At 44.4% G+C, this 19,356-nt stretch carries 21 protein-coding genes; 15 read left to right on the forward strand and 6 right to left on the reverse strand.

The window, feature by feature from the left end; genetic code table 11:
* Window positions 1-4: 4 nt before the first annotated feature.
* On the reverse strand, window positions 5-700 hold the full coding sequence (locus ACED41_RS03325; protein ID WP_017059149.1) for an NAD-dependent epimerase/dehydratase family protein: 696 nt from the start codon (window positions 698-700) through the stop codon (window positions 5-7).
* Between the two features lie 719 nt (window positions 701-1,419).
* Between ACED41_RS03325 and ACED41_RS03330 the strand changes: the two genes are divergently transcribed.
* The 11 genes from ACED41_RS03330 to ACED41_RS03380 all read left to right on the forward strand — a co-directional run bounded on the left by ACED41_RS03330 (window position 1,420) and on the right by ACED41_RS03380 (window position 12,637).
* Entirely contained in the window at window positions 1,420-2,031 is a 612-nt protein-coding gene (locus ACED41_RS03330) for a flavin reductase family protein (protein WP_017065519.1), read from the forward strand.
* Between the two features lie 57 nt (window positions 2,032-2,088).
* A complete protein-coding gene (cobT, locus tag ACED41_RS03335; protein WP_017065520.1) occupies window positions 2,089-3,135 on the forward strand; it encodes a nicotinate-nucleotide--dimethylbenzimidazole phosphoribosyltransferase in 1,047 nt (348 codons plus the stop codon).
* Window positions 3,135-3,941 carry an adenosylcobinamide-GDP ribazoletransferase gene (locus ACED41_RS03340; protein ID WP_017066160.1) on the forward strand — a complete coding sequence of 269 codons (807 nt, stop codon included), beginning with the start codon at window positions 3,135-3,137 and terminating at the stop codon, window positions 3,939-3,941. The genes cobT and ACED41_RS03340 overlap by 1 nt, the downstream gene beginning before the upstream one ends.
* A gap of 9 nt (window positions 3,942-3,950) precedes the next feature.
* A complete protein-coding gene (gene cobU / locus ACED41_RS03345; protein WP_371724466.1) occupies window positions 3,951-4,562 on the forward strand; it encodes a bifunctional adenosylcobinamide kinase/adenosylcobinamide-phosphate guanylyltransferase in 612 nt (203 codons plus the stop codon).
* Window positions 4,563-4,571: 9 nt separating this feature from the next.
* Window positions 4,572-5,189, forward strand: a complete 618-nt coding sequence (cobC, locus tag ACED41_RS03350; RefSeq protein WP_371724467.1) for an alpha-ribazole phosphatase family protein — start codon at window positions 4,572-4,574, stop codon at window positions 5,187-5,189.
* Between the two features lie 127 nt (window positions 5,190-5,316).
* Window positions 5,317-7,113, forward strand: coding sequence for a M3 family oligoendopeptidase (locus ACED41_RS03355; protein ID WP_371724468.1), 1,797 nt, complete (start codon window positions 5,317-5,319; stop codon window positions 7,111-7,113).
* A gap of 278 nt (window positions 7,114-7,391) precedes the next feature.
* A complete protein-coding gene (locus ACED41_RS03360; protein WP_017059157.1) occupies window positions 7,392-8,420 on the forward strand; it encodes a succinylglutamate desuccinylase in 1,029 nt (342 codons plus the stop codon).
* A 133-nt stretch (window positions 8,421-8,553) separates the two neighbouring features.
* Entirely contained in the window at window positions 8,554-9,549 is a 996-nt protein-coding gene (gene btuC / locus ACED41_RS03365) for a vitamin B12 ABC transporter permease BtuC (protein WP_017096955.1), read from the forward strand.
* Window positions 9,536-10,294 (forward strand): vitamin B12 ABC transporter ATP-binding protein BtuD, encoded by a 759-nt coding sequence (gene btuD, locus ACED41_RS03370; RefSeq protein ID WP_136978782.1) that lies wholly within the window; start codon window positions 9,536-9,538, stop codon window positions 10,292-10,294. Before btuC ends, btuD begins: the two co-directional genes overlap by 14 nt.
* A gap of 29 nt (window positions 10,295-10,323) precedes the next feature.
* Entirely contained in the window at window positions 10,324-10,683 is a 360-nt protein-coding gene (locus tag ACED41_RS03375) for a DUF6559 family protein (RefSeq protein ID WP_102320089.1), read from the forward strand.
* Between the two features lie 487 nt (window positions 10,684-11,170).
* Window positions 11,171-12,637, forward strand: coding sequence for a lytic polysaccharide monooxygenase (locus ACED41_RS03380; RefSeq protein ID WP_371724527.1), 1,467 nt, complete (start codon window positions 11,171-11,173; stop codon window positions 12,635-12,637).
* Window positions 12,638-12,861: 224 nt separating this feature from the next.
* Here ACED41_RS03380 and ACED41_RS03385 read toward each other — a convergent pair whose 3' ends face one another.
* Together ACED41_RS03385 and ACED41_RS03390 are read right to left on the reverse strand one after the other, a co-directional pair.
* On the reverse strand, window positions 12,862-13,095 hold the full coding sequence (locus ACED41_RS03385; protein ID WP_102333260.1) for a hypothetical protein: 234 nt from the start codon (window positions 13,093-13,095) through the stop codon (window positions 12,862-12,864).
* A 59-nt stretch (window positions 13,096-13,154) separates the two neighbouring features.
* Window positions 13,155-13,922, reverse strand: a complete 768-nt coding sequence (locus ACED41_RS03390) for a hypothetical protein (RefSeq protein ID WP_017059163.1) — start codon at window positions 13,920-13,922, stop codon at window positions 13,155-13,157.
* Window position 13,923: 1 nt separating this feature from the next.
* Between ACED41_RS03390 and ACED41_RS03395 the strand changes: the two genes are divergently transcribed.
* The 3 genes from ACED41_RS03395 (at window position 13,924) to ACED41_RS03405 (ending at window position 15,431) form a co-directional block, all read left to right on the forward strand.
* A complete protein-coding gene (locus tag ACED41_RS03395; protein ID WP_017059164.1) occupies window positions 13,924-14,133 on the forward strand; it encodes a hypothetical protein in 210 nt (69 codons plus the stop codon).
* A 185-nt stretch (window positions 14,134-14,318) separates the two neighbouring features.
* A complete protein-coding gene (locus ACED41_RS03400) occupies window positions 14,319-14,828 on the forward strand; it encodes a hypothetical protein (protein WP_371724469.1) in 510 nt (169 codons plus the stop codon).
* A gap of 114 nt (window positions 14,829-14,942) precedes the next feature.
* Window positions 14,943-15,431, forward strand: a complete 489-nt coding sequence (locus tag ACED41_RS03405; protein ID WP_017068284.1) for a GNAT family N-acetyltransferase — start codon at window positions 14,943-14,945, stop codon at window positions 15,429-15,431.
* Window positions 15,432-15,566: 135 nt separating this feature from the next.
* Here the strand turns inward: ACED41_RS03405 and ACED41_RS03410 are convergent, their stop codons facing one another.
* A complete protein-coding gene (locus tag ACED41_RS03410; RefSeq protein ID WP_008217561.1) occupies window positions 15,567-16,142 on the reverse strand; it encodes a nucleoside triphosphate pyrophosphohydrolase family protein in 576 nt (191 codons plus the stop codon).
* Between the two features lie 213 nt (window positions 16,143-16,355).
* Between ACED41_RS03410 and ACED41_RS03415 the strand changes: the two genes are divergently transcribed.
* Entirely contained in the window at window positions 16,356-17,426 is a 1,071-nt protein-coding gene (locus ACED41_RS03415) for a diguanylate cyclase domain-containing protein (RefSeq protein WP_017065530.1), read from the forward strand.
* Window positions 17,427-17,454: 28 nt separating this feature from the next.
* Here ACED41_RS03415 and ACED41_RS03420 read toward each other — a convergent pair whose 3' ends face one another.
* On the reverse strand, window positions 17,455-18,021 hold the full coding sequence (locus ACED41_RS03420; protein ID WP_017065531.1) for a DUF1415 domain-containing protein: 567 nt from the start codon (window positions 18,019-18,021) through the stop codon (window positions 17,455-17,457).
* Window positions 18,022-18,106: 85 nt separating this feature from the next.
* A complete protein-coding gene (locus tag ACED41_RS03425; protein ID WP_017065532.1) occupies window positions 18,107-19,306 on the reverse strand; it encodes an MFS transporter in 1,200 nt (399 codons plus the stop codon).
* Window positions 19,307-19,356: the final 50 nt, after the last annotated feature.

The following is a 19,356-nucleotide window of genomic DNA, read 5'->3' on the forward strand; positions in this document are numbered from 1 at the left end:
CTTTTTAGCGATATTTTGCCAATAAATTGAGCATGTCACTTGACGAGTAAATTTCGATATTTTGGAAATTATTTTCGAATAACCGGAACAACATTGCTTTGGCTACGTCTTCCGACTGAATAGGGCGTAGGTTTTTGAACTTACCAAGCATAAATGGAGACAGCAGAGGAAAGACACTTTGCAGGAGTTTTTCATCAGCTCTAGGTTCATCACGCTCACCCACCAGAGGCCCAGGGCGTGCGATGAAAAGCTGCTTGAAGCCAATACGTTTTAAATTTTGTTCCATTTGTCCTTTACAGCGAAGGTAGTGCGAATAGGAATCTGGTGAAGCGCCATAGCTAGAAACGACCGCTACGCGTTGAACCCCAAGAAACTTCATCGACTGTGCGACTTGGCTAACCAGTTCCACATCGATTTTGCGAAGCGCTTCTTTTGATCCTGCCTTTTTCTTAGTCGTACCTAAGCAGATAACGCCAAGATTAGGCGTCGCATTCGTGTCATCCCAACTGGTAACTTGCAGGTCGCTGTGAATGAGTGTGTGGAGCTTGTTGGAATCAAACTGTGAATCTAACGCTCGGCGAGATAGGGCATAGATATGATCAACGGCGGGTTCATCGATGAGCAACTTCATCACATGATGACCAATTAACCCGGTTGCACCAGCCACCACGACCGATGTTTTGTCTCCAGAAATGCTCATTTTAATCCCTTCTTCACTCCACAAGTGCTTGTTTAATATAAACAGTGTTTGAATTTTAAGCGAATAAAAGTTTGTTAAACGAGTGGTCAGTAGTATGTGGGGAGTCGCCTGTTTATGGAAAAAAGAGATGATTTAGTTTGGCTCGACGCATAAGTACGGTCTGAAGCATAAGTACGATATGAAACATAATGGCGGTGGGAAAGATAAATGCGGTTTGAAACTTAAGTTAGGCGTTAAACATAACAAAGCCCGCTGGGCGACGGGCTTTGTTACTTTTCTTGCTTCTTACTAGGTAAAGGACAGTGGGATTTTCCTTACCTTTTTGCTAGCTTTCTTACTTGATTTATTTGGTTTTCTTTTACTTGAATTTGGAATCATTACACCTCCTAAATCGTTGTTCTGTTTTGTCTTTCAATCGATTGTCTTTCTTCGTGTAGCGTCAGTGTTGTGGGCATTCACTGTATGGGTACTTATCAATGGAGAGATTAATAAGTAATTTAGATAAGGCATAAACGATGCCAAAATGTAAGTTATTGATAAATCTATTATCAGTATTATTTGTGTTTTAGGGTTCGTCAATTTGACTGTCAATCTGAGAAAAAACCAGTGTGATCTGTTTAAATTAAGAACACTCTCTGCGGTTTCTGCCACATAGCCATAGATACAGCCTTGCTTAACACGTAAACTGAGTCGTAATTCACATAGACCAAGGACGTGCTATGAACCTCAAGCTTGATACTCTTGCTCCCACTCAGATTTATCACCTGATGACACAAACCGTTGTTCCTCGCCCGATTGCGTGGGCATTGACGGAATCTTCTGACCAAGAGTACAACCTCGCGCCTTTCTCTTATTTCACACCTGTTTCCAGCAATCCGCCGTTACTGATGTTATCGGTTGGGAAGAAGCCGTCCGGCGAAATCAAAGATACCACTCGTAATGCCCTAGAAACGGGTAAGCTAGTGATTCACATTGCTTCTTCAAGTTCTGCCGAAACCATGACGGCGACAGCAGCTACCCTTGAACATGGTGATTCGGAAGTCACCGCGAATAACATTGATCTGGTTGAATTTGAAGGCTTCTCTTTACCGAGATTGAAAGAGTGCGCGGTCGCTTTTGGATGCACCTTGTACGAAGTAAAAGAGGTTGGAGAAGTGCCACAAAGCCTTATCTTTGCTCAAGTCGAAACCGTGTACATTTCCGAAGACGTGATCGACAAAGACAGTGAGCGTCTTAAGATCGACGCGTTAGCACTTGATCCTTTATCTCGATTGGGTGGCGGTGAATACGCCACGCTTTCCAATGTGTTTTCTGTCGCACGCCCTAAGTAGCAATACCTAAGTAGCAGCCCTATATCAACGTACCCAGAATAAGCGTTTTTAAAAACTATGTTAGATACCCAATACTCGCAGTACATCCAACACCGAATTGACCAAAAAACCAAGCCACTTGGCGCACTTGGCTTACTAGAAAAAGTCGCACATCAACTGGCTTTGATTCAGAGCCAAGGCAAAGAAGCTGCGGTTGAACACATCGAATTGAATAAGCCAAGTATCATCATTTTTGCTGGCGACCATGGCATTGCTGACGAAGGCGTGAGTATTGCTCCAAGCGCGGTAACACAACAGATGGTGTTGAACTTCTTAAGCGATGGCGCGGCGATCAATTGCTTCTGTGCGGTGAATAATATCGATATCACGGTAGTCGACACGGGGATATTGTTGCCTGTGGAATCAGACAGTGACATGTTGATCTCTCAGCGTTTGGGTACGCGAACCAATAACTTTGCCAATGAAGCGGCAATGAGTTTAGAAACGGTTGAACGTGGGATTGAACTGGGTACAGATCTTGTATCTAAAACCATTTCGAATGGCACCAATATCATCATGTTTGGTGAAATGGGTATCGGAAATACCAGCAGCGCATCAGCGATCTTAAGTGCATTAGCGAATCGTGCTGCAGCGGAGTGTGTTGGCCTAGGCACTGGCATCAACAATGAACAGCTTGCACGTAAAGTGGCTGTGGTTGAGCAAGGTGTCGCGCGTTGCAAAGGTTTAGATGCGAATGAAGTTAAAGATATTAAAGAGGTACTCGCACAAGTCGGTGGCTATGAAATCGTTCAAATGGTCGGTGCTTTCCTTGGCGCTTACCAAAACAAAACCCCAGTATTAGTCGATGGCTTTATCGTGTCGGTTGCGGCGTATGTCGCGACTTTAATTGAACCGAGTTGCCGAGACTATATGATCTTCGCCCATCGCTCTGAAGAGTCAGGACACAAAATTCTGTTAGAGCTGCTCGACGCTGAGCCACTGCTCGATCTTGGATTGAGATTAGGCGAGGGCACAGGTGCTGCGCTAGCTATGCCAATCATTCGTGCGGCAGCCGAGTTCTATAACAACATGGCGAGCTTCGAAAGTGCTGGAGTCACGGTTTAATGAGTGATGCACCAGAAAGATCGTTGAAAGATCGAGTTACTTATCAGTGGGAGCTTTTTGCGCTGGCGATGGGTTTCTTTTCTCGCTTGCCAATGCCGAAAAACACGCCCTATTCTACAGAGCGAATGAACCGTTCTGGTCGCTACTTTTCAACGGTTGGTTTGTTGCTTGGTGTTCTGTGTGGCGGTGTGTTCTTGCTACTTGATGTGGTACTGCCGAGTGCAGTAGCGATCTTTTTGATGATGAGTTTTAGCCTGATGCTCACTGGCGCATTCCATGAAGATGGTTTGACTGATATGGCCGATGGCATTGGTGGCGGCATGACCCTAGAACGCCGTTTGACCATCATGAAAGACAGTCGAATCGGTACTTATGGTGCGTCTGCTCTGATTATGGCTCTGCTTGGCAAGTGGGTGCTGTTGAATGAACTCATAAGCATGACGGGACTGTTTATGGTAATCGTGACCAGTTATACCTTTAGCCGCGCGATTGCTGCATCGCTAATTTACGACATGCCTTATGTCAGTGATTTAGATACCAGTAAAAGTAAACCATTGGCCAACAAGCAAACCAAAGGCGAACTTGTCTTCTTGTTGCTGGTAGGCGTGCTGCCTAGCCTGTGGTTTGGTCTTGAATTCGCTTTGGTTTTATCTGTCGTCGCCTATCTGTTCAGAACAGGTTTTAAAACGTGGTTAACGGCTCGAATTGGCGGCTTTACTGGGGACTGCTTGGGTGCGGCTCAACAGTTAATGGAGTTGCTGACTTACCTTGTATTCATTACTGCATTTTACAATGGCTTTCTATAACGGCTTCCTATGACCAACACGAATGAAACTATTCAAGCTAATCAAGCAAGTCAGCGAAACAGCCATTTGGTATTGGGCGGGGCTCGTTCTGGTAAGTCTAGTTTTGCAGAGCAACAAGCATTATGTGCGCTTGAAGCATGTTCAAATGGACGCCTCAATTATATTGCGACAGCGACATATCTTGATGATGAAATGCGAGAACGAATCGCGCACCATCAACAGCGTCGTGGTGAGCAGTGGATTGAGCATGAAGTACCCGTCGAATTAGCCGAAAAACTGCAGTCTTTTGAGAAAGAAGATGTGGTATTGATTGATTGCCTAACCTTGTGGTTGAACAACATCATCTTTGAACTGGGTGATGACGCAACTAATGAACAGGTTGAAGCCGTGGTTGAAGTATTGGTCAAAAGCGTCGAGCAAAGTCCGGCGCAAATTATCATGGTCTCTAACGAAGTCGGTTTAGGTGTGGTGCCGCTGGGTAAAGTGTCTCGCTTGTTTGTGGACAATGCAGGACGAATGAACCAAGCGCTAGCTCGCGTCGTTGAGCGCGTCACGCTGGTTGCTGCCGGATTGCCGCTGCACTTAAAACCATCTAATCACTTGCTTGATATTCAAGGCTAGGTCGCACACATGGTCAATGGAACAACCAAAAACATCTATTTGTTAAGACATGGCAAAGTCGAAGGAAAAGCTGCGCTCAATGGTTTATCTGATGTGCTGGTCAACTCTGATCTTCAAGAACAGATATGTGAGGCACTAACTACACAAGGCATTACCTTTGATAGCGTGGTTAGCTCTCCACTAAGACGATGTGGTGATCTCGCGAGCTTGTTTGCAGAGCGTATGTCTGTGCCTTTATCAGTTGCATCGGGTTTTCAGGAAATGAACTTCGGTGAAGTAGATGGTGTCCCATTTGATGAACTTGAAGACAAGTGGGGAATGTTAGAAACCTTTTGGAAAGACCCTGCTAATCATCAATTAACTGGCGCAGAAAGTTTACAGAGCTTCCACGACAGAGTAACTCAAGCTTGGTCGCAACTTTTGAATGATTCAAGTGACAACATATTGTTGGTTACTCATGGTGGTGTGATTCGCATACTGCTAGCGCACTGCCTTAATATTGATTGGAAAAACCCGAGTTTGTACTCGAAGTTATCGATAGAAAACGCATCGATAACGCATATTCAAATCACTCAGTTTGCGCAGAGCTTTATCAGCGTTAAATCGATAGGGCTACCTGTTCTCTGAGTTTTCAAAAAACACAGTTTAAGAATTAACAATCTATTAGAACTGTAAATAGAAATAGAAGTATAAAGCGGCGTTTACAGCCGCTATACCAGATTGGTATTACTACCTACGTGAAAGGAATTTAGTCATGACAACACCGAGTTGGGATCTAAGCATTGCTTATCGCGATCTTAATGATGCAAAAATCGAACTGGACATTGAACTCATTCAACAATGTATTGAGCTGTTGTACCTACACGTTGAAAAGCGTCATATTATCCTAGCGATGCAAAACGCCATTCAAACTTCTGAAGCGGCAGGCACGTTACTGAGCACAATCAACACCTTCGCTAATTGTCACGCATCGGTAGACGCGACGCACACAGAAGCCAAAGCACTGCTTGGTCGTGTAGCGAAGCTGAACTCTGAAATGTCTCAAGCGTTCAGCCCTTACGAAGACACGCTAATTCACGCAGAGCCAGAATTTATTGATGCAGTATTAGAGCATGAGAGCGCGGATGTTGCAGGGCAACGCTTTGCTATCGAAAGCTCACGTAAGTTATCAAGCAGTCGACTCAGTGTTGCTGAAGAGCAGTTATTAGCTGCGATGAAGGTTGATGGTCGTGACGGATGGGGTCGTTTATACGATAACCTAACCGGATCTTTAAAACTGTCGCTAAAGCTGGACGGTGAAGAGGAAGCCCTAGGCTTTTCACAAGCCGCGAGCCTGTTGTACGGCAGCGAATTCGACAAACAAGAACCAGCATGGCGCGCGGTTCAAGGTGCGATGAAAACGCACCAAGAGTCTTTTGCTTCGATTCTAAATGCATTGGCGGGTTGGCGACTGACTGAAAACAAAAAGCGTTCGAAGATTAGCGATGTGCATTTCCTAGATCCAAGCCTACACGGCAGCCGCATTGTGCCAGAAACGCTAGACACCATGATGTCGGTAGCGAAAGCTAATCGAGCTGTTGGTCAGAAAGCAGGTTTGTTAATGGCAAGAGTTCACGGGCTAGATGAAATGAAGCCTTGGAATCACTTAGCTGCGATGCCGCCGCTGGGTGACGCTGAATCTAAGGTTTACCCATTTGATGAGGCGATCGACGTGATCAAAACTGCGTTCGCTGAAGTAAATCCAGAGATGGCTGATTTTGTCGCTTTGATGGTTGATAATGGTTGGATTGATGCCGCACCAGCAGCCAACAAACGTTTAGGCGCTTACTGCACCAAGTTTGCTGCTACACGCACTCCGCTTGTGTTCATGACATGGAGCGGTAGCCGCTCAGATTTAATGACATTGGCACACGAGTTAGGCCACGCGTTCCACAACTGGGTGATGAAAGACATGCCGTTGTGTCAAACACGCTACCCAATGACGCTAGCAGAAACCGCTTCGATCTTTGCTGAAAATATCGTTCGAGACCATTTGTTAAAACAAGCACAAACACGTAATGAGAAACTTGAAATGCTGTGGGAAGAGCTTTCTTCTTCTTTGGCATTAATGGTGAACATTCCCGTTCGTTTTGAGTTTGAAAAAGCCTTCTACGAGCAGCGTGAAAAAGGCGAGCTAACGGCTCAGCAGCTGTGTGACTTGATGGAAACGACTTGGAAAGAGTGGTATGGCGATGCAATGACAGAAGCTGACCCTTACTTCTGGGCGAGCAAACTGCATTTCAGCATCTCTCAAGTAAGCTTCTACAACTACCCATACTTGTTCGGTTACCTGTTCAGTAAAGGTGTTTACGCTCAGCGCGATGCGAAAGGTGAGCAATTCTTCAGCGATTACGTTTCGTTGCTTCGTGATACGGGCAGCATGATGGCGGAAGAAGTCGTTCAAAAGCACTTAGGAATGGACCTGACTCAAGCTGATTTTTGGCAACAAAGCATCGACATGGTCAAAGTTCAAATCGATGAATTTGAAAGATTGCTCGATCAGGAAGATTAATTGATCTCAATCTGTTCATAGCAGGTAAGAGCTGTGTTAGCTTACGTGGCTCTTATCTTGCTGGCATAACCTGAGATAAGCCGAAACAACCAAAAGTCTCTTTAAATAGAGAAAGTTATTTGGAACAGATGTCGGTTAGTAAAGTCAGCAGGTAATATAAAAATATATGGGTAGTATTTGTGAGTGATAACGGAGTTTCTGTTGATAAGTGCGATCCTAGCAACACAATTTCTATGTACAATTTATTAACATACGGCCGTGCAATTAAGGAGTAGCGCATGACGAAGACCCTCTTTCGCCAATCATTTCTTTTTGACAGCCTAGATCTTGAGCAAGAAGTGTTTGCAGGACAGACCGTACTGAGTAACGGTGTTCAAATTAAGCTTCATCAACGCGGTGTCTTGGAAGTGATTCCCGCGGATTTTAATTCTGAAACCAAGAACATCATTTTTTCAACCGGTGTTCATGGCGACGAAACTTCACCAATGGAGCTGATCGATAAGCTCATTGAGGATATTGAAACAGGTTTCCAAGTAGTAAACGCGAGATGCTTGTTTATCATAGCTCACCCAGAAGCCACTAACGCGCATACTCGTTTTCTTGATGTGAACATGAATCGTCTGTTTGATGAAAAGCAGTACGAGAGCAATCGAGAAGTGGATATCGCGAAGAACTTGAAGTTCTTGGTGACTGAGTTTTACAAAGAAACGGAACCTGCCACTCGTTGGCATCTAGATTTGCACTGTGCAATCCGTTTATCTAAGCATTACTCGTTTGCAGTGAGCCCTAAAGTTCGCCACGAAGTACGCAGTAAAGAGCTGTTTGATTTCATTAACAGTGCGCACGTGGAAGCAGTGTTGTTGTCAAATGCGCCAACCAGTACATTCAGTTGGTACAGTGCTGAAAACTTCGAAGCGCAAGCACTGACAATGGAACTAGGGCAGGTCGCGAGAATTGGTGAGAACCAACTTGATAAGCTAACGGCTTTTGACTTGGCGATGCGTAACTTGATTGCTGAAGTTGAGCCAGAGCATTTACCTAAGCGAACCATCACTTATCGCGTGAGCAGAACCATTGTTCGTTTACATGATGACTTCGATTTCATGTTCTCAGATTCTGTAGAGAACTTTACCGCGTTCAAGCACGGTGAAGTATTCGGTCATGATGGTGATAAACCGTTAATGGCTAAGAATGAAAACGAAGCGGTGGTGTTCCCTAATCGTAATGTTGCTATCGGTCAACGAGCGGCCTTAATGGTGTGTGAAGTTGAAACGCGATTCGACCATGGTCAGCTTGTGTACGATTAATATCGACTCGGGTTTAAACGACGAAAACAACCGCTCAACTGGTTGAAATATCAAGGTTCACATTACGGTGTGAGCCTTGAGTTTATTTAGGGATACAGGTAAGGTTACGCGAACATTTTCAAAGTAGCTTGATATGGATTTCCAACAACTTCTTCACCAAAAACAGCGCAAATGGACTAGAGCCATTTATCTGATGGCAGCACTGCTTGTCGCGCTGAGTGCGATTTACCTAATGGTTGGCGATCTTTTCATTTCCCCTCTGGGCACATTGTCCACGTTAGAACAAAAACTACTGATTGATTTACGCTTACCTCGACTATTGGCGGCTATTGCTATCGGGGCAGGGTTAGCCGTATCTGGCGCAAGTTTACAAGTCTTATTGGGTAACGTATTAGCAGAGCCCGGTGTGCTCGGCATTTCTGGTGGTGCAAGTTTGGCGATGGTTATCGTGCTGTTCTTCTTGCCGTTTGCTCCCACACCAGAACTGTTCATGATTGCCGCCGTTTTAGGCTCGCTCTGTTTCACCGTGATACTGGTGAGCATGGTAAAAACGATGCGACTCACCACGGCTAAATTACTGCTAGTGGGTGTCGCGTTAGGCATTCTTTCTGGCGCGATGGTGACATGGGCGTTCTATTTTAGTGATGACTTAAGTCTACGCTTATTGATGTATTGGCTGATGGGTAGCTTGGGTGGTGTAACTTGGTATCAACACTCGCTCACGTTGGTGATGATCCCCGTGATTATTTGGCTGTGCCTGCAAGGTAGTAAGCTAGATAAGTTAATGATTGGCGAAACGCATGCCGCACAGTTAGGCGTAAACGTACCGAGATTGCGCTGGCGTCTAATTTTCGCCGTGTCTATTTTAGTCGGCTGCGCGGTAGCTTTAGGTGGCGTGATCAGCTTTGTTGGCTTGGTTGTGCCACACTTGTTGCGTTTAGCGATTGGTACTGATAACAAATACCTTCTTCCTTTGTCTGCCGTTGCTGGCGCTGCGTTGTTGGTGTTTGCTGATATCTGTGCAAGAACCTTATTAGATTCCGCAGAGCTGCCTTTGGGTGTGATGACCACCAGTATCGGTGCGCCTATCTTCATTTGGATGTTAATTAAAAATCATGATTCAAATTAAGAGCCTGAGCGTCGGCGCTCGTTTATTACCACTATCATTTGAGCTCAAGCAAGGGCAGGTGACTCACGTTATCGGCCCTAATGGCAGCGGTAAAAGTACCTTGCTCGAAGCGATATCTGGAATTGGTGATGGTTACAAAGGTGATATCAAGATCGACGGGCAGGATTTGTCGGAGCTGTCTTTACAAGATTTATCATTGCATCGTGCTTACTTGTGCCAAAGCGCAAGGCCAGCCTTCAACTTAGAAGTGTTCCAATATCTTGCATTGTCACTGCCAAGCTCCTCACACGGCCTTGATGCTGAAATCAACGCAGCTTTGGAAGAAATCAGCCAGATGCTAGACATTGCAGACAAACTTCATCGCTCAATTCAGACACTGTCTGGTGGTGAATGGCAACGCGTACGTTTGGCGGGAATGTGCCTGCAAATTTGGCCGACACTTAACCCATACGCGAAGCTGCTGATCCTCGACGAACCCGCAGCTCCGTTGGATATTGCTCAAGAAGCCTTGTTGTACAAGCTTATCGAACGAGTGGCTGAGAAGGGCATCGCCGTGATCATGGCTAACCATGATTTGAACAGAACACTAAGACACGCAGACCAAGTGTTGTTGCTCGATAAAGGTGTACTTCAAGCATCAGGCTCAGCTGATCAAGTGCTTACCCCTGAGCAGCTAGAGTCCGTGTTCAACACCGAAGTCAAAAGTATCTCAGTCGACAATCAGACCTATCTGCTGTTTGGTTAACTTAAGCTCATCAATACAAGGCAATCTATATGTTTAGATATATTCAACGACGACGAATCAAGAAAGTAATCAAATCACTTTCTGCAAAGTTGGTGAAAGCGTACGGAAGCAGTGACTTTTTCTCTATTGGGCAAGTAGAAACGAGTTCATGTGAATTAAGTAAGCGCCAACAACTGGTTGCCTTAGCATTGTTTGCTGATCCACAAGACCTTGCTGCTGAAATTGCTCCAGCCATTCAATTGCTGCGTAATAATGTGTCTAATGACTTCTTCGGTGGTGAGGAATATAACGCGCGTGATGTACTTAATTTGTTGGGCGGTGGCGGTTGGAAGGGCGGTCGTATGGACGATGATATGTCGAATCGATTTGGCATGAATAGCCGCTATTAGTTTAGCTCGTTCAAATTAACGTTTAATGATTTATCCATTTATAAACGTATACGCTCAATAGCTTAGCGACTTTACAGCAGTCTCAACAACGTAATAATAATGATGATAAAAAGCACTCAATATCATTATTTATGCGAGCGTTTCACTCCAATTAATTCAATGAAAAAATACCTTCCTAGCGATCTATTTTCTTAGGGAATGCGTAATTTTTGTCGGTAAAAATTGATAATTCGAACCAATATCATCTATCTACAACGCATTTGTTTGAGTTGTGTGATGCTGATTCCTATCAATATAAAATCCGCTGTTATTGATAAAATTGACGTATATATTTTTCGTTGTTCTTTAAGTCAGAAACTATAAACCTTCGAATTACAGTGCTGGTTGGTTAGTAACCAATTGGTTTTGTGTTTAGGGTAAAATAATAGAGAGTGGGAAAGTGACAACAATAAATAATAATATTCTAAAAATAGCAGTGGGTATGGCTATGCTATCGAGTGTGCCGTCAGTGGCAAATGCTCATGGTTGGTCTGAGTTTCCAAGCGCGCGTCAGAACACGTGTTACGAGCAAGGCGGGATTTGGTCGGGTACACCACCTAATGCTGCGTGTGCTCAAGCAAAAGACATTTCGGGTTCATACCCGTTTGTTCAACGTAACGAGTACGCGAAAAATGTCCAAGATTTCAATAATATCAATGCTGTAAAAGCGGCGATTCCTGACGGCACGTTATGTTATGCCAACGATTCGCAAAAACGCGGCATGGGTGCGCCTCATACTGGTTGGACTCGTACCGAGCTAAATACTGGTACGTTTGAATATGTATTCAATGCGACAGCGCCACACAACCCTTCTTTCTGGGAGTTCTACCTAACGAAACCAAACGCGGACCTAAGCAAAGGCCTAGCGTGGGGAGACTTAGATCTTATCCAAGAAGAGGGTAACGTTCCGGTTAATGGCGGCAAGTACCGCATTAATGTCACTATTCCTTCAGACCGTTCTGGCGATGCGATTCTATTCGTTCGTTGGCAACGTGATGATGCTGCGGGCGAAGGCTTCTACAACTGTTCAGACATCACTATCGCGGGTGGCACAACCCCTCCACCAGAGCCTACACCTCAACCTGATCTAGTCCGTGGCGACCTGTTTGTTTCTGACCAGTTTGGTACGCCAGAAATTGGTGATACGGTTAAGTACGACATCATCAACAAGTACGGTGAAGTCGCGCGTAGCTTCGACATCGTTATCGACGCTTCAAACGTTAACGATTGGGCTCGCTTGTTGGCTTCAGAGATTAACGGCTGGCACGAAGAGTTTAAAGATGGCGCGATCTTCATTGGTGACTGGCATGCTGAAATGCAGCACTACATGTACTTCCAAAACGATCCTTCACGTAACTTCTTCAACTCAAAAGATAGCCGTGCTTCTGGTCAGTTAACGTTGATTGATGGTGGCGACGGTGGTGTTGAACCATTAAAAGGCGACATCTACGAGCTAGTGAAGAGTGACAACGTAGTGAATGCTGGCGACAAAGTTGTAATTGCAACAAGCGAAGCGGCGACATTGACTCAAACTCAAGGTACTTCTGTAAGCATTCAAAATAACGGCACGGCTTCTATCGTAGTTGATACCACTGGCATCACTGCAAACGAAACTTTATCGTTTATGGCTAGCTCGATTGAAAGCGACAGTGTTGAAACCTTCACTTTTGAAGTAATTGCTGATGACGGTGGCGTAACACCAGACCCAGATCCAACGCCGGATCCTGATCCGACTCCTGACCCAGACCCTACGCCAGATCCAGGTACGTGGGACTCATCAGCGACTTACCTTGGTGGCGAAGTCGTGACTTACTCGAACCAGTCATGGAAAGCACAATGGTGGGTTCAAGGTGGTACTAACCCTAAAGCGACTTACGAAAATGACAAATGGGGCGTTTGGCGTCCAGCCAACTAATCTTAACTATTGTTAGTTAATTAGCCTTGCAATAATAACCAAGACACCACACTTTTTGACGAGTGTGGTGTCTTTTTTAGCGTCTGCATTTGCGGTTTTGAATGTCATCAGCCTAGAAAAAGTGATTCAGGAACGGAGTCTTAATCACTCAGCACGGCTCTATAAGAAGATGAGAGTTATATAGAAAACAAGAGCTATATAACGTTTTGTAATGTGTTGAAGAATTATTCCAGAGTAAGGTTTTGCTTAATCTCATCGTTAAGATACCCCTGATCAAAATCTGGTGTCATGAATTCGACGAAGGAGGAGTCTAGATAGCTGGTTTCTAGATAACTCGACTCTAGATAATGGAAATCTAAGTGATCAGCACTTGCGTAGGTGGGAATCGCAGAAAACAAAACGATACTGATCGCTGCAGCGATATTAATGACTTTGTTACGTTGAGAAGTAATTTTCATAGTAGTGCCCTCGAAAGGTGGGCAAATCCATCTGCCTATGAGAATTGAATCTGAGATATTTAGAAGTCGTAAGACAAACCAAGTGTGATGATGCTGTCGTTGTCGATCGGGCCCATCGATTGGCCGTTCAAGTAAAGGTCACCTTCGTTGGTGTTGAAATAGGTGTATTTCACGTAGGGTGTCCAGTCGTCGATGCTCTTAGAGAGAACGACTTCGTGTTCATTGGTACGGTAGTCGCCTTGATGAAAGATTACGTTGTCATCGTTGTGGGTAAACCCGCCATTGGATCCATCACTGTTTTCGTGAGTGTATTGGTAAGCTAAATCCCAGCCTGAGAGTGAGTACCCCGCACCGGCGATGAACTTATTAGTGTTGATCGTGGTGTCGCTTACATTCTCGAGTACTTGCCCTGACTGGTTATATCCCAATCCACTGAATACATTGAAGTTATCATTGACTTGGTAATCAATAATACCTTCGATTAATAACTCTTCACCGTTGTCCCATTTACCGAGTTCACCGTATAGGTTGAACGTGAAGGACTCGCTGATGTGAAAGTCGTGGCCGTAACCCGCTGCTAACCAACCTTGGTCATCAAAACCTATATAGACTTGTCCATTTTCTGAGGTATCGATTAATGCGCCAGCTTCTGTGGTGTAGACACCGTTATCAGCAGCATTAGAGGCAACGTTTTGTTCGATGTAAACTTGAGTCGAAGTCGTAAACGCTGCGCTGCTGAGTAACGTAAGTGGTAGAGCACCTTCCGATGCAATGCATGTTGCCGATGAAGGCTCGCTAAAAATCACGCACGGTGAAGGCGGAGGCATTATGACGGAATACACAATAAAGGATGGCCAACACGCTTTTTCTGTTATGTGTGGATACACCTCGGGTCCTTCATTCTGGGCTGATGGAAAACCCGCGAAGGTATGTGAAGAGGCGCAAGCACTAGCGGTTGCATTGGAAGCAAAAGGTGAATGGGAGGTGAAGCCAATGACTTACACCATCGCACCAGCAAGAATCGTAGTTGATAAGTGATTTTTGTCTACAGAACGCTCGTTATATCGAGCCTCGTTATCCAATCATATTGATTATTTGTAGTGAGACAGAGGGGTACTCAGGCTGAAATGGTCTTGAAGTTCCCCTTAACTTAGCTCAAATAACAAGAAGCTAAGTCAACCAACTAATCAAATTTGTATTCGAAAATACAGAAGGTCTATCCTATGAAAAATACCATTAAGCTACTGGCTATCGCATGTGTTTTACTTACTCCAATGCTTGTCGCCGCTGCCGAACATAATCACAGTCACAATCATTTTAACCCTGAATTAGAGCAACTTGGCGACGACATTATTGGCCTAACCGTGTGTTACAAAAATGGTCATCTATCAGATGAGAATCAAGAGCCTGCGTTTATGAACCTTATCAACCACGCCAATGTTGAAGGAGAGGAGTTGGGGATGTTCTACATGGACAAATTTGGCCCTAAAGCTGAGCAAATCATGAGTGATGACGACGCTCGTCGCTTATGGACTCAAGATTATTGTGCTGATTTGACTGACACTTATTTGGATTCAGATAAGTTAGCTCAAAGATCAAATGAACATCAAAGTCATTCACACGGCCACGATCATGGTCATCACCATAATCATGACCACCATGGACATGGCGATTTAACGCCGGAGGTACTTGAGCAAGATATTGAGAGAGGGCGTTTACTCAGTATCAATTAAGCCCAATAAGATAAGTTCATCTAACCTATTGTTAAATATTCACTATTTGTTAGTGTGTTTAGGTGCACATTGAGGATGTGTTTCATATTTAGCGAAGAAATATTAGGAGTTGCGATGAGTATTATAGTGAGACGGTCTGAGCCGTCAGATGCGAAGGGAATAAAAGAAGTTTACGAATGCACGAATGCTTATACCGGTACGCTGCAACTCCCAAATCCATCTCTGGAAAGCTGGCAAAAACGAATCTCTAATATGCCTGATAACGTGTATTCGTATGTCGCGATGATCGACGATGAGATTGTTGGCAACTTGGGAATGGAAGTGTGTGTGAACCCAAGAAGACGACATGTGGCTTCATTTGGTATGGGTGTTAAGGACGATGTGCTAGGCAAAGGTGTCGGTAGCCAACTGCTCGCAACAGCAATCGACTTGTGTGATAACTGGATTAACATCAAGCGAATGGAGTTAACGGTGTATACCGATAACGAAAGAGCGATCAGTCTGTATAAGAAGTTTGGTTTCGTGATTGAAGGAGAGTCCGCAGGATTCGCTTTCAGAAATGGCGAATATGTGGCGGCTTATCATATGGCTCGACTAGTATAGCGCTCGGCTTCTAACCAAGGCTACAATTAAAACAGCTAGAGTTCTTCAATAGATAATAAAACGCCACGTTACAATAACGTGGCGTTTTCTATTTCAGTCAACTGATGCTTTGAAGCGCTTCAGTTTTAACTCTACTTAAGCTGTAAGAGGCTCAAGGTTCGCAGGACGGTAGTGTACAGATTTTAGTACTTTACCTTGGCGAACTGTTTTACCTTCCGATACAAAATCTTCAGCGCATTTAGCAATGATGTATTCACCTTTTTGAACCGCCATTAGCTTAATGTTCTGCTCAGCATAGAATGCTTCTGTTTCTGCGTATTCTGTTTCATTACGGCATACTTTGCTCATGTTGCTTGAGTGTACTTCGTCCCAGCAAGGTAAGAAGTCAATTGAACGGTTTTTGGCAACGTTCAACAGTAAGTCGATTAAGTAGCTGATCGCTAGGTTGTCTTCTACTTTGGATTGGCCAAGGTGAACCAAACGTCCCATCAAAACATAAACGCTGTCTACAATAGCGTCCGCTTGTTCGATTTTAGAGTCAGCTTCTGCAAGTTCTGTTAGCTCTTCGATCGCTAGAGAGGTATGTAGCGTATCGCCTTTTTCGTCCATTGTTTCAGGAGCAGCAACCGGCAGATCAAAAGTACTGCGGAACTCTTCAATGTCGCGGTAAAGGTGATCGTAGATTTCTTGGTTTAGTTGAGAAAGGTTCATATTCCTATCCATTTTGTTTCGTTAATGGACCATTTTAACAAAGGTAGGAATGGGGTGCTAACGCAAAGTGGAAGAACGCGACTTTTATTCATTGGACCAATGAGGTATTTTGCATACAAACTAATTGATTATTATGTTTTTTTACACTTTACTCTTCTTAATATACGAAATATTAATGTTGCCATTAATGTCAGCAGTAGTGGAATCCCATTTATGAACCAAGCCAGTGAAAGCGAAATTGTTATACGCCGCTTGTATCAAATCACCAATGATTATCGAAAGGGCTTCGACGTTCAGATTGCTCAGTTGCTCACAATGGGGCTTGAGCGTTTCGATTTAGATATTGGTATCTTATCGAAAGTCGATGGCAATACTTATGTTGTTGAACATTGTGTTACGCCTGAAGGGGTAGAACTCAATAGCGGTGACACTTTTGATTATCGTTCAACCTATTGCGAAATTACCTGTAAATCGATTGGTCCTATCTGCATTGAGCATTGTGGTAAACACGATAAGTATGCGAAGCACCCTGCTTACCAGTCTTTTGGCTTGGAGTCTTATATTGGGGTTCCCATTTTCGTTAATGATGAGCTTTATGGCACTTTAAACTTTTCAAGCCCAGCCCCCTATCATCGCGAGTTCAAAGAGTTCGATGTCGACGTGATGAGACTAATGGCATCATGGATTGAAGTGGAGCTGGTTAGAAGACAGCAAGAACGAAAACTCAAAGAGCTGAATGAGAAGTTAGAGTACCAAGCTCTGTATGATCCTCTGACACACTTGCCAAATAGACGTTGCTTGTTTAAAACGTTGAATGCGGAAGTCGAGCAGTTAAAAGGCTCTTTAGGAAAGGGAACCTTGGCGGTTGTCGACATCGACTTCTTTAAACAGGTTAACGACATTTACGGTCACCAAATGGGCGATGTTGTATTAAAGAAAGTGGCGAGCGTGCTGAGCAATAACACTCAAGAAGGTGAGTTTGTGGCGCGCTTTGGTGGCGAGGAGTTCATTCTTTGGTACCCAAATAAAACACCAAGTTGTGTTGAAGATAAGTTCATGACTCTTTTGCAAGAGATGAAGAAAATCACACTGGATAGAAAGCCTGTCACTATATCAATCGGTGCGTGTCATTTTGAGTTGAGTACAGGGGATACCAAAGGGGAAAGGATGTCGGCGTTAGATAAGCTCATCAAAGTTGCCGATGAATGCCTGTATATTGCGAAACAAAATGGACGAGATCAGTTCATTTCTCGTCCATATCATCAAGAACGCTCAGGAATATGAGCCATTTTGTTAGCGATTAACTGAACGATTAGCTGAACAGATAAGGGAACAGTTGACGACGTTCTTCCGGAGTTAAGGATTCAACTCTCGCGATGTTGGTATCAGGAATCGCTTCAGGGTTAGGGTAGTGCTTCAACACTTTTTCCATACTCGCTTCACGAATCAAATGGTAAACCGGGTACGGAGAACGGTTCGTTAGGTTTTCATCGTCTTCTGGATCCGCACCACCAAAACAATAGTCTGGGTGGAAGGTTGCTACTTGGTAAACGCCTTCCCAATCTTCTTGCTTGATCAACGCTTCAATCCAATCAATGAACATGTTGTAGTCGAAGAAATCTTGCAGCATGTTAGGTACAACAACCAAAGTCGTCTCTAATTCCGCGACTGGCGTGTTATCTAACTCTACGAAATGCGTCATGATGTCTTGCAACAACGCTTCTTCCGTATTTGCTTCACTCACAAAGATCTTAATCTGTTTATTACGTTGTGGCTTGGCTGCGAATGGACACAGGTTTAGGCCAATAACGACATCGTCTAACCACTGTTTTACTTGGTCGTGGATGGTTTGAAGATCTGTGCTTTGAGTGTTCGACATAACAGGTTCCGAAATGAAATTTTGCGTAGGATATCAGAACGGACGTCAATCAAAAGCAATAATTGAGTTACAACCTTAGTCGTACTTATGCTTGTGCAAGTTTAGACGCCGATACTTGTAGCTGTTTCAACTGGTAGACCCAAGCAAATATCGCGACATAGAAGATTGAACCGCCCGCAATCACGCCATTCCAACCGAACAGCTGCCAACAATATAAGAGTAAGAAACCACCTAAGCTCCCGCCAATGTAGTAGTGAACTAAGTAAAGTGCCGTTGCTGTCGCTTTGGCGCTCGGTGCTTTTTGACTTACCCAAGAGTAGGCAAGGGTATGGGCGAAGAACGCGCCGCCACTAATCAATAACAAGCCTGCTAGCATGAACGGAACTTTGTCGACTGCAGAAATTAGCATTCCGATTAAGCTAATACACACGCCCATCAATATTCCGCTTAACGGGTCAAAGCGAAGTGTCCATTTGTTGGAGAGCTTAGAGCTTACCGTACCGGCCAAGTAACATAGGAATATCAGTGAAGCTAAACCAACGGGTACCGAGTGAGGTTCGGATACTAGCCTAAAGCCCATTACAGAGTACAGGTTAACAAACAGCGCGAAGTTAGCACCACCAATCAACATGGCAAGCCACAAGGTACGGTTTCTTAAGTGCATTACAACGGAGCGGTTGTGATGAAAGAACAGCCCTTTTTGAGGTTTGAAGTTCTGTTGGTCAGGTAGGCGATAGGCAATAAAGAGTGCACCAAGCAATGAACCGACAACGAAAAACAGTACAGTTGCATGCCAATCGAAATAGTCTGTAATTAAGCCGCCTAATACACGTCCGAAGATTCCACCCAATGAGTTGGCCGCAATATAACCTCCAATCGCGACAGCAAAGGCTTTGGGTGTTAACTCCTCAACCATATAGGCAACCGCCACACCAGCAAACGCCGCCACAGCGATGCCCATAAATGCGCGGGCAATAACGAGTTGCAACAAGGTAGTCGTGAACACCATGCTTAACCCTATTAATGGGATAGCGAACAGACTGAACAGAATAATGGGTTTACGACCAAAGGTTTCAGAGGCAATTGCCCAAGGTACCAAGCTAATCGAAAGGCCGAGTGTTGTAGCAGCAAATAACCAGTTGATCTGAGTTTCAGATACTTGGAAGTGCTCCGCCATGTGCGGCAAGATAGGCTGAAAGAGGTAAAGGTTACAGAAAATGATAAATGAACCAATCGCCAATGATTGAGTGATACGTTTGTATTGAGGACTGCCTTTATCAAACATTTACGTTGTGCCTGCGCGAGTTAGTAAGCTATTTGTGAACAAGTTATCAG

The sequence above is a fragment of the Vibrio sp. 1F255 genome, from assembly GCF_041439145.1.
GTDB classification, from domain to species: Bacteria; Pseudomonadota; Gammaproteobacteria; order Enterobacterales; family Vibrionaceae; genus Vibrio; species Vibrio crassostreae_C.

Excerpts from the sequence above, each read along its gene's own strand:
- ACED41_RS03325 (WP_017059149.1), bottom strand. The coding sequence starts at position 700 with ATGAGCATTTCTGGAGACAAAACATCGGTCGTGGTGGCTGGTGCAACC.
- ACED41_RS03330 (WP_017065519.1), top strand. The coding sequence starts at position 1,420 with ATGAACCTCAAGCTTGATACTCTTGCTCCCACTCAGATTTATCACCTG.
- cobT (WP_017065520.1), top strand. The coding sequence starts at position 2,089 with ATGTTAGATACCCAATACTCGCAGTACATCCAACACCGAATTGACCAA.
- ACED41_RS03340 (WP_017066160.1), top strand. The coding sequence starts at position 3,135 with ATGAGTGATGCACCAGAAAGATCGTTGAAAGATCGAGTTACTTATCAG.
- cobU (WP_371724466.1), top strand. The coding sequence starts at position 3,951 with ATGACCAACACGAATGAAACTATTCAAGCTAATCAAGCAAGTCAGCGA.
- cobC (WP_371724467.1), top strand. The coding sequence starts at position 4,572 with ATGGTCAATGGAACAACCAAAAACATCTATTTGTTAAGACATGGCAAA.
- ACED41_RS03355 (WP_371724468.1), top strand. The coding sequence starts at position 5,317 with ATGACAACACCGAGTTGGGATCTAAGCATTGCTTATCGCGATCTTAAT.
- ACED41_RS03360 (WP_017059157.1), top strand. The coding sequence starts at position 7,392 with ATGACGAAGACCCTCTTTCGCCAATCATTTCTTTTTGACAGCCTAGAT.
- btuC (WP_017096955.1), top strand. The coding sequence starts at position 8,554 with ATGGATTTCCAACAACTTCTTCACCAAAAACAGCGCAAATGGACTAGA.
- btuD (WP_136978782.1), top strand. The coding sequence starts at position 9,536 with ATGATTCAAATTAAGAGCCTGAGCGTCGGCGCTCGTTTATTACCACTA.
- ACED41_RS03375 (WP_102320089.1), top strand. The coding sequence starts at position 10,324 with ATGTTTAGATATATTCAACGACGACGAATCAAGAAAGTAATCAAATCA.
- ACED41_RS03380 (WP_371724527.1), top strand. The coding sequence starts at position 11,171 with ATGCTATCGAGTGTGCCGTCAGTGGCAAATGCTCATGGTTGGTCTGAG.
- ACED41_RS03385 (WP_102333260.1), bottom strand. The coding sequence starts at position 13,095 with ATGAAAATTACTTCTCAACGTAACAAAGTCATTAATATCGCTGCAGCG.
- ACED41_RS03390 (WP_017059163.1), bottom strand. The coding sequence starts at position 13,922 with ATGCCTCCGCCTTCACCGTGCGTGATTTTTAGCGAGCCTTCATCGGCA.
- ACED41_RS03395 (WP_017059164.1), top strand. The coding sequence starts at position 13,924 with ATGACGGAATACACAATAAAGGATGGCCAACACGCTTTTTCTGTTATG.
- ACED41_RS03400 (WP_371724469.1), top strand. The coding sequence starts at position 14,319 with ATGAAAAATACCATTAAGCTACTGGCTATCGCATGTGTTTTACTTACT.
- ACED41_RS03405 (WP_017068284.1), top strand. The coding sequence starts at position 14,943 with ATGAGTATTATAGTGAGACGGTCTGAGCCGTCAGATGCGAAGGGAATA.
- ACED41_RS03410 (WP_008217561.1), bottom strand. The coding sequence starts at position 16,142 with ATGAACCTTTCTCAACTAAACCAAGAAATCTACGATCACCTTTACCGC.
- ACED41_RS03415 (WP_017065530.1), top strand. The coding sequence starts at position 16,356 with ATGAACCAAGCCAGTGAAAGCGAAATTGTTATACGCCGCTTGTATCAA.
- ACED41_RS03420 (WP_017065531.1), bottom strand. The coding sequence starts at position 18,021 with ATGTCGAACACTCAAAGCACAGATCTTCAAACCATCCACGACCAAGTA.
- ACED41_RS03425 (WP_017065532.1), bottom strand. The coding sequence starts at position 19,306 with ATGTTTGATAAAGGCAGTCCTCAATACAAACGTATCACTCAATCATTG.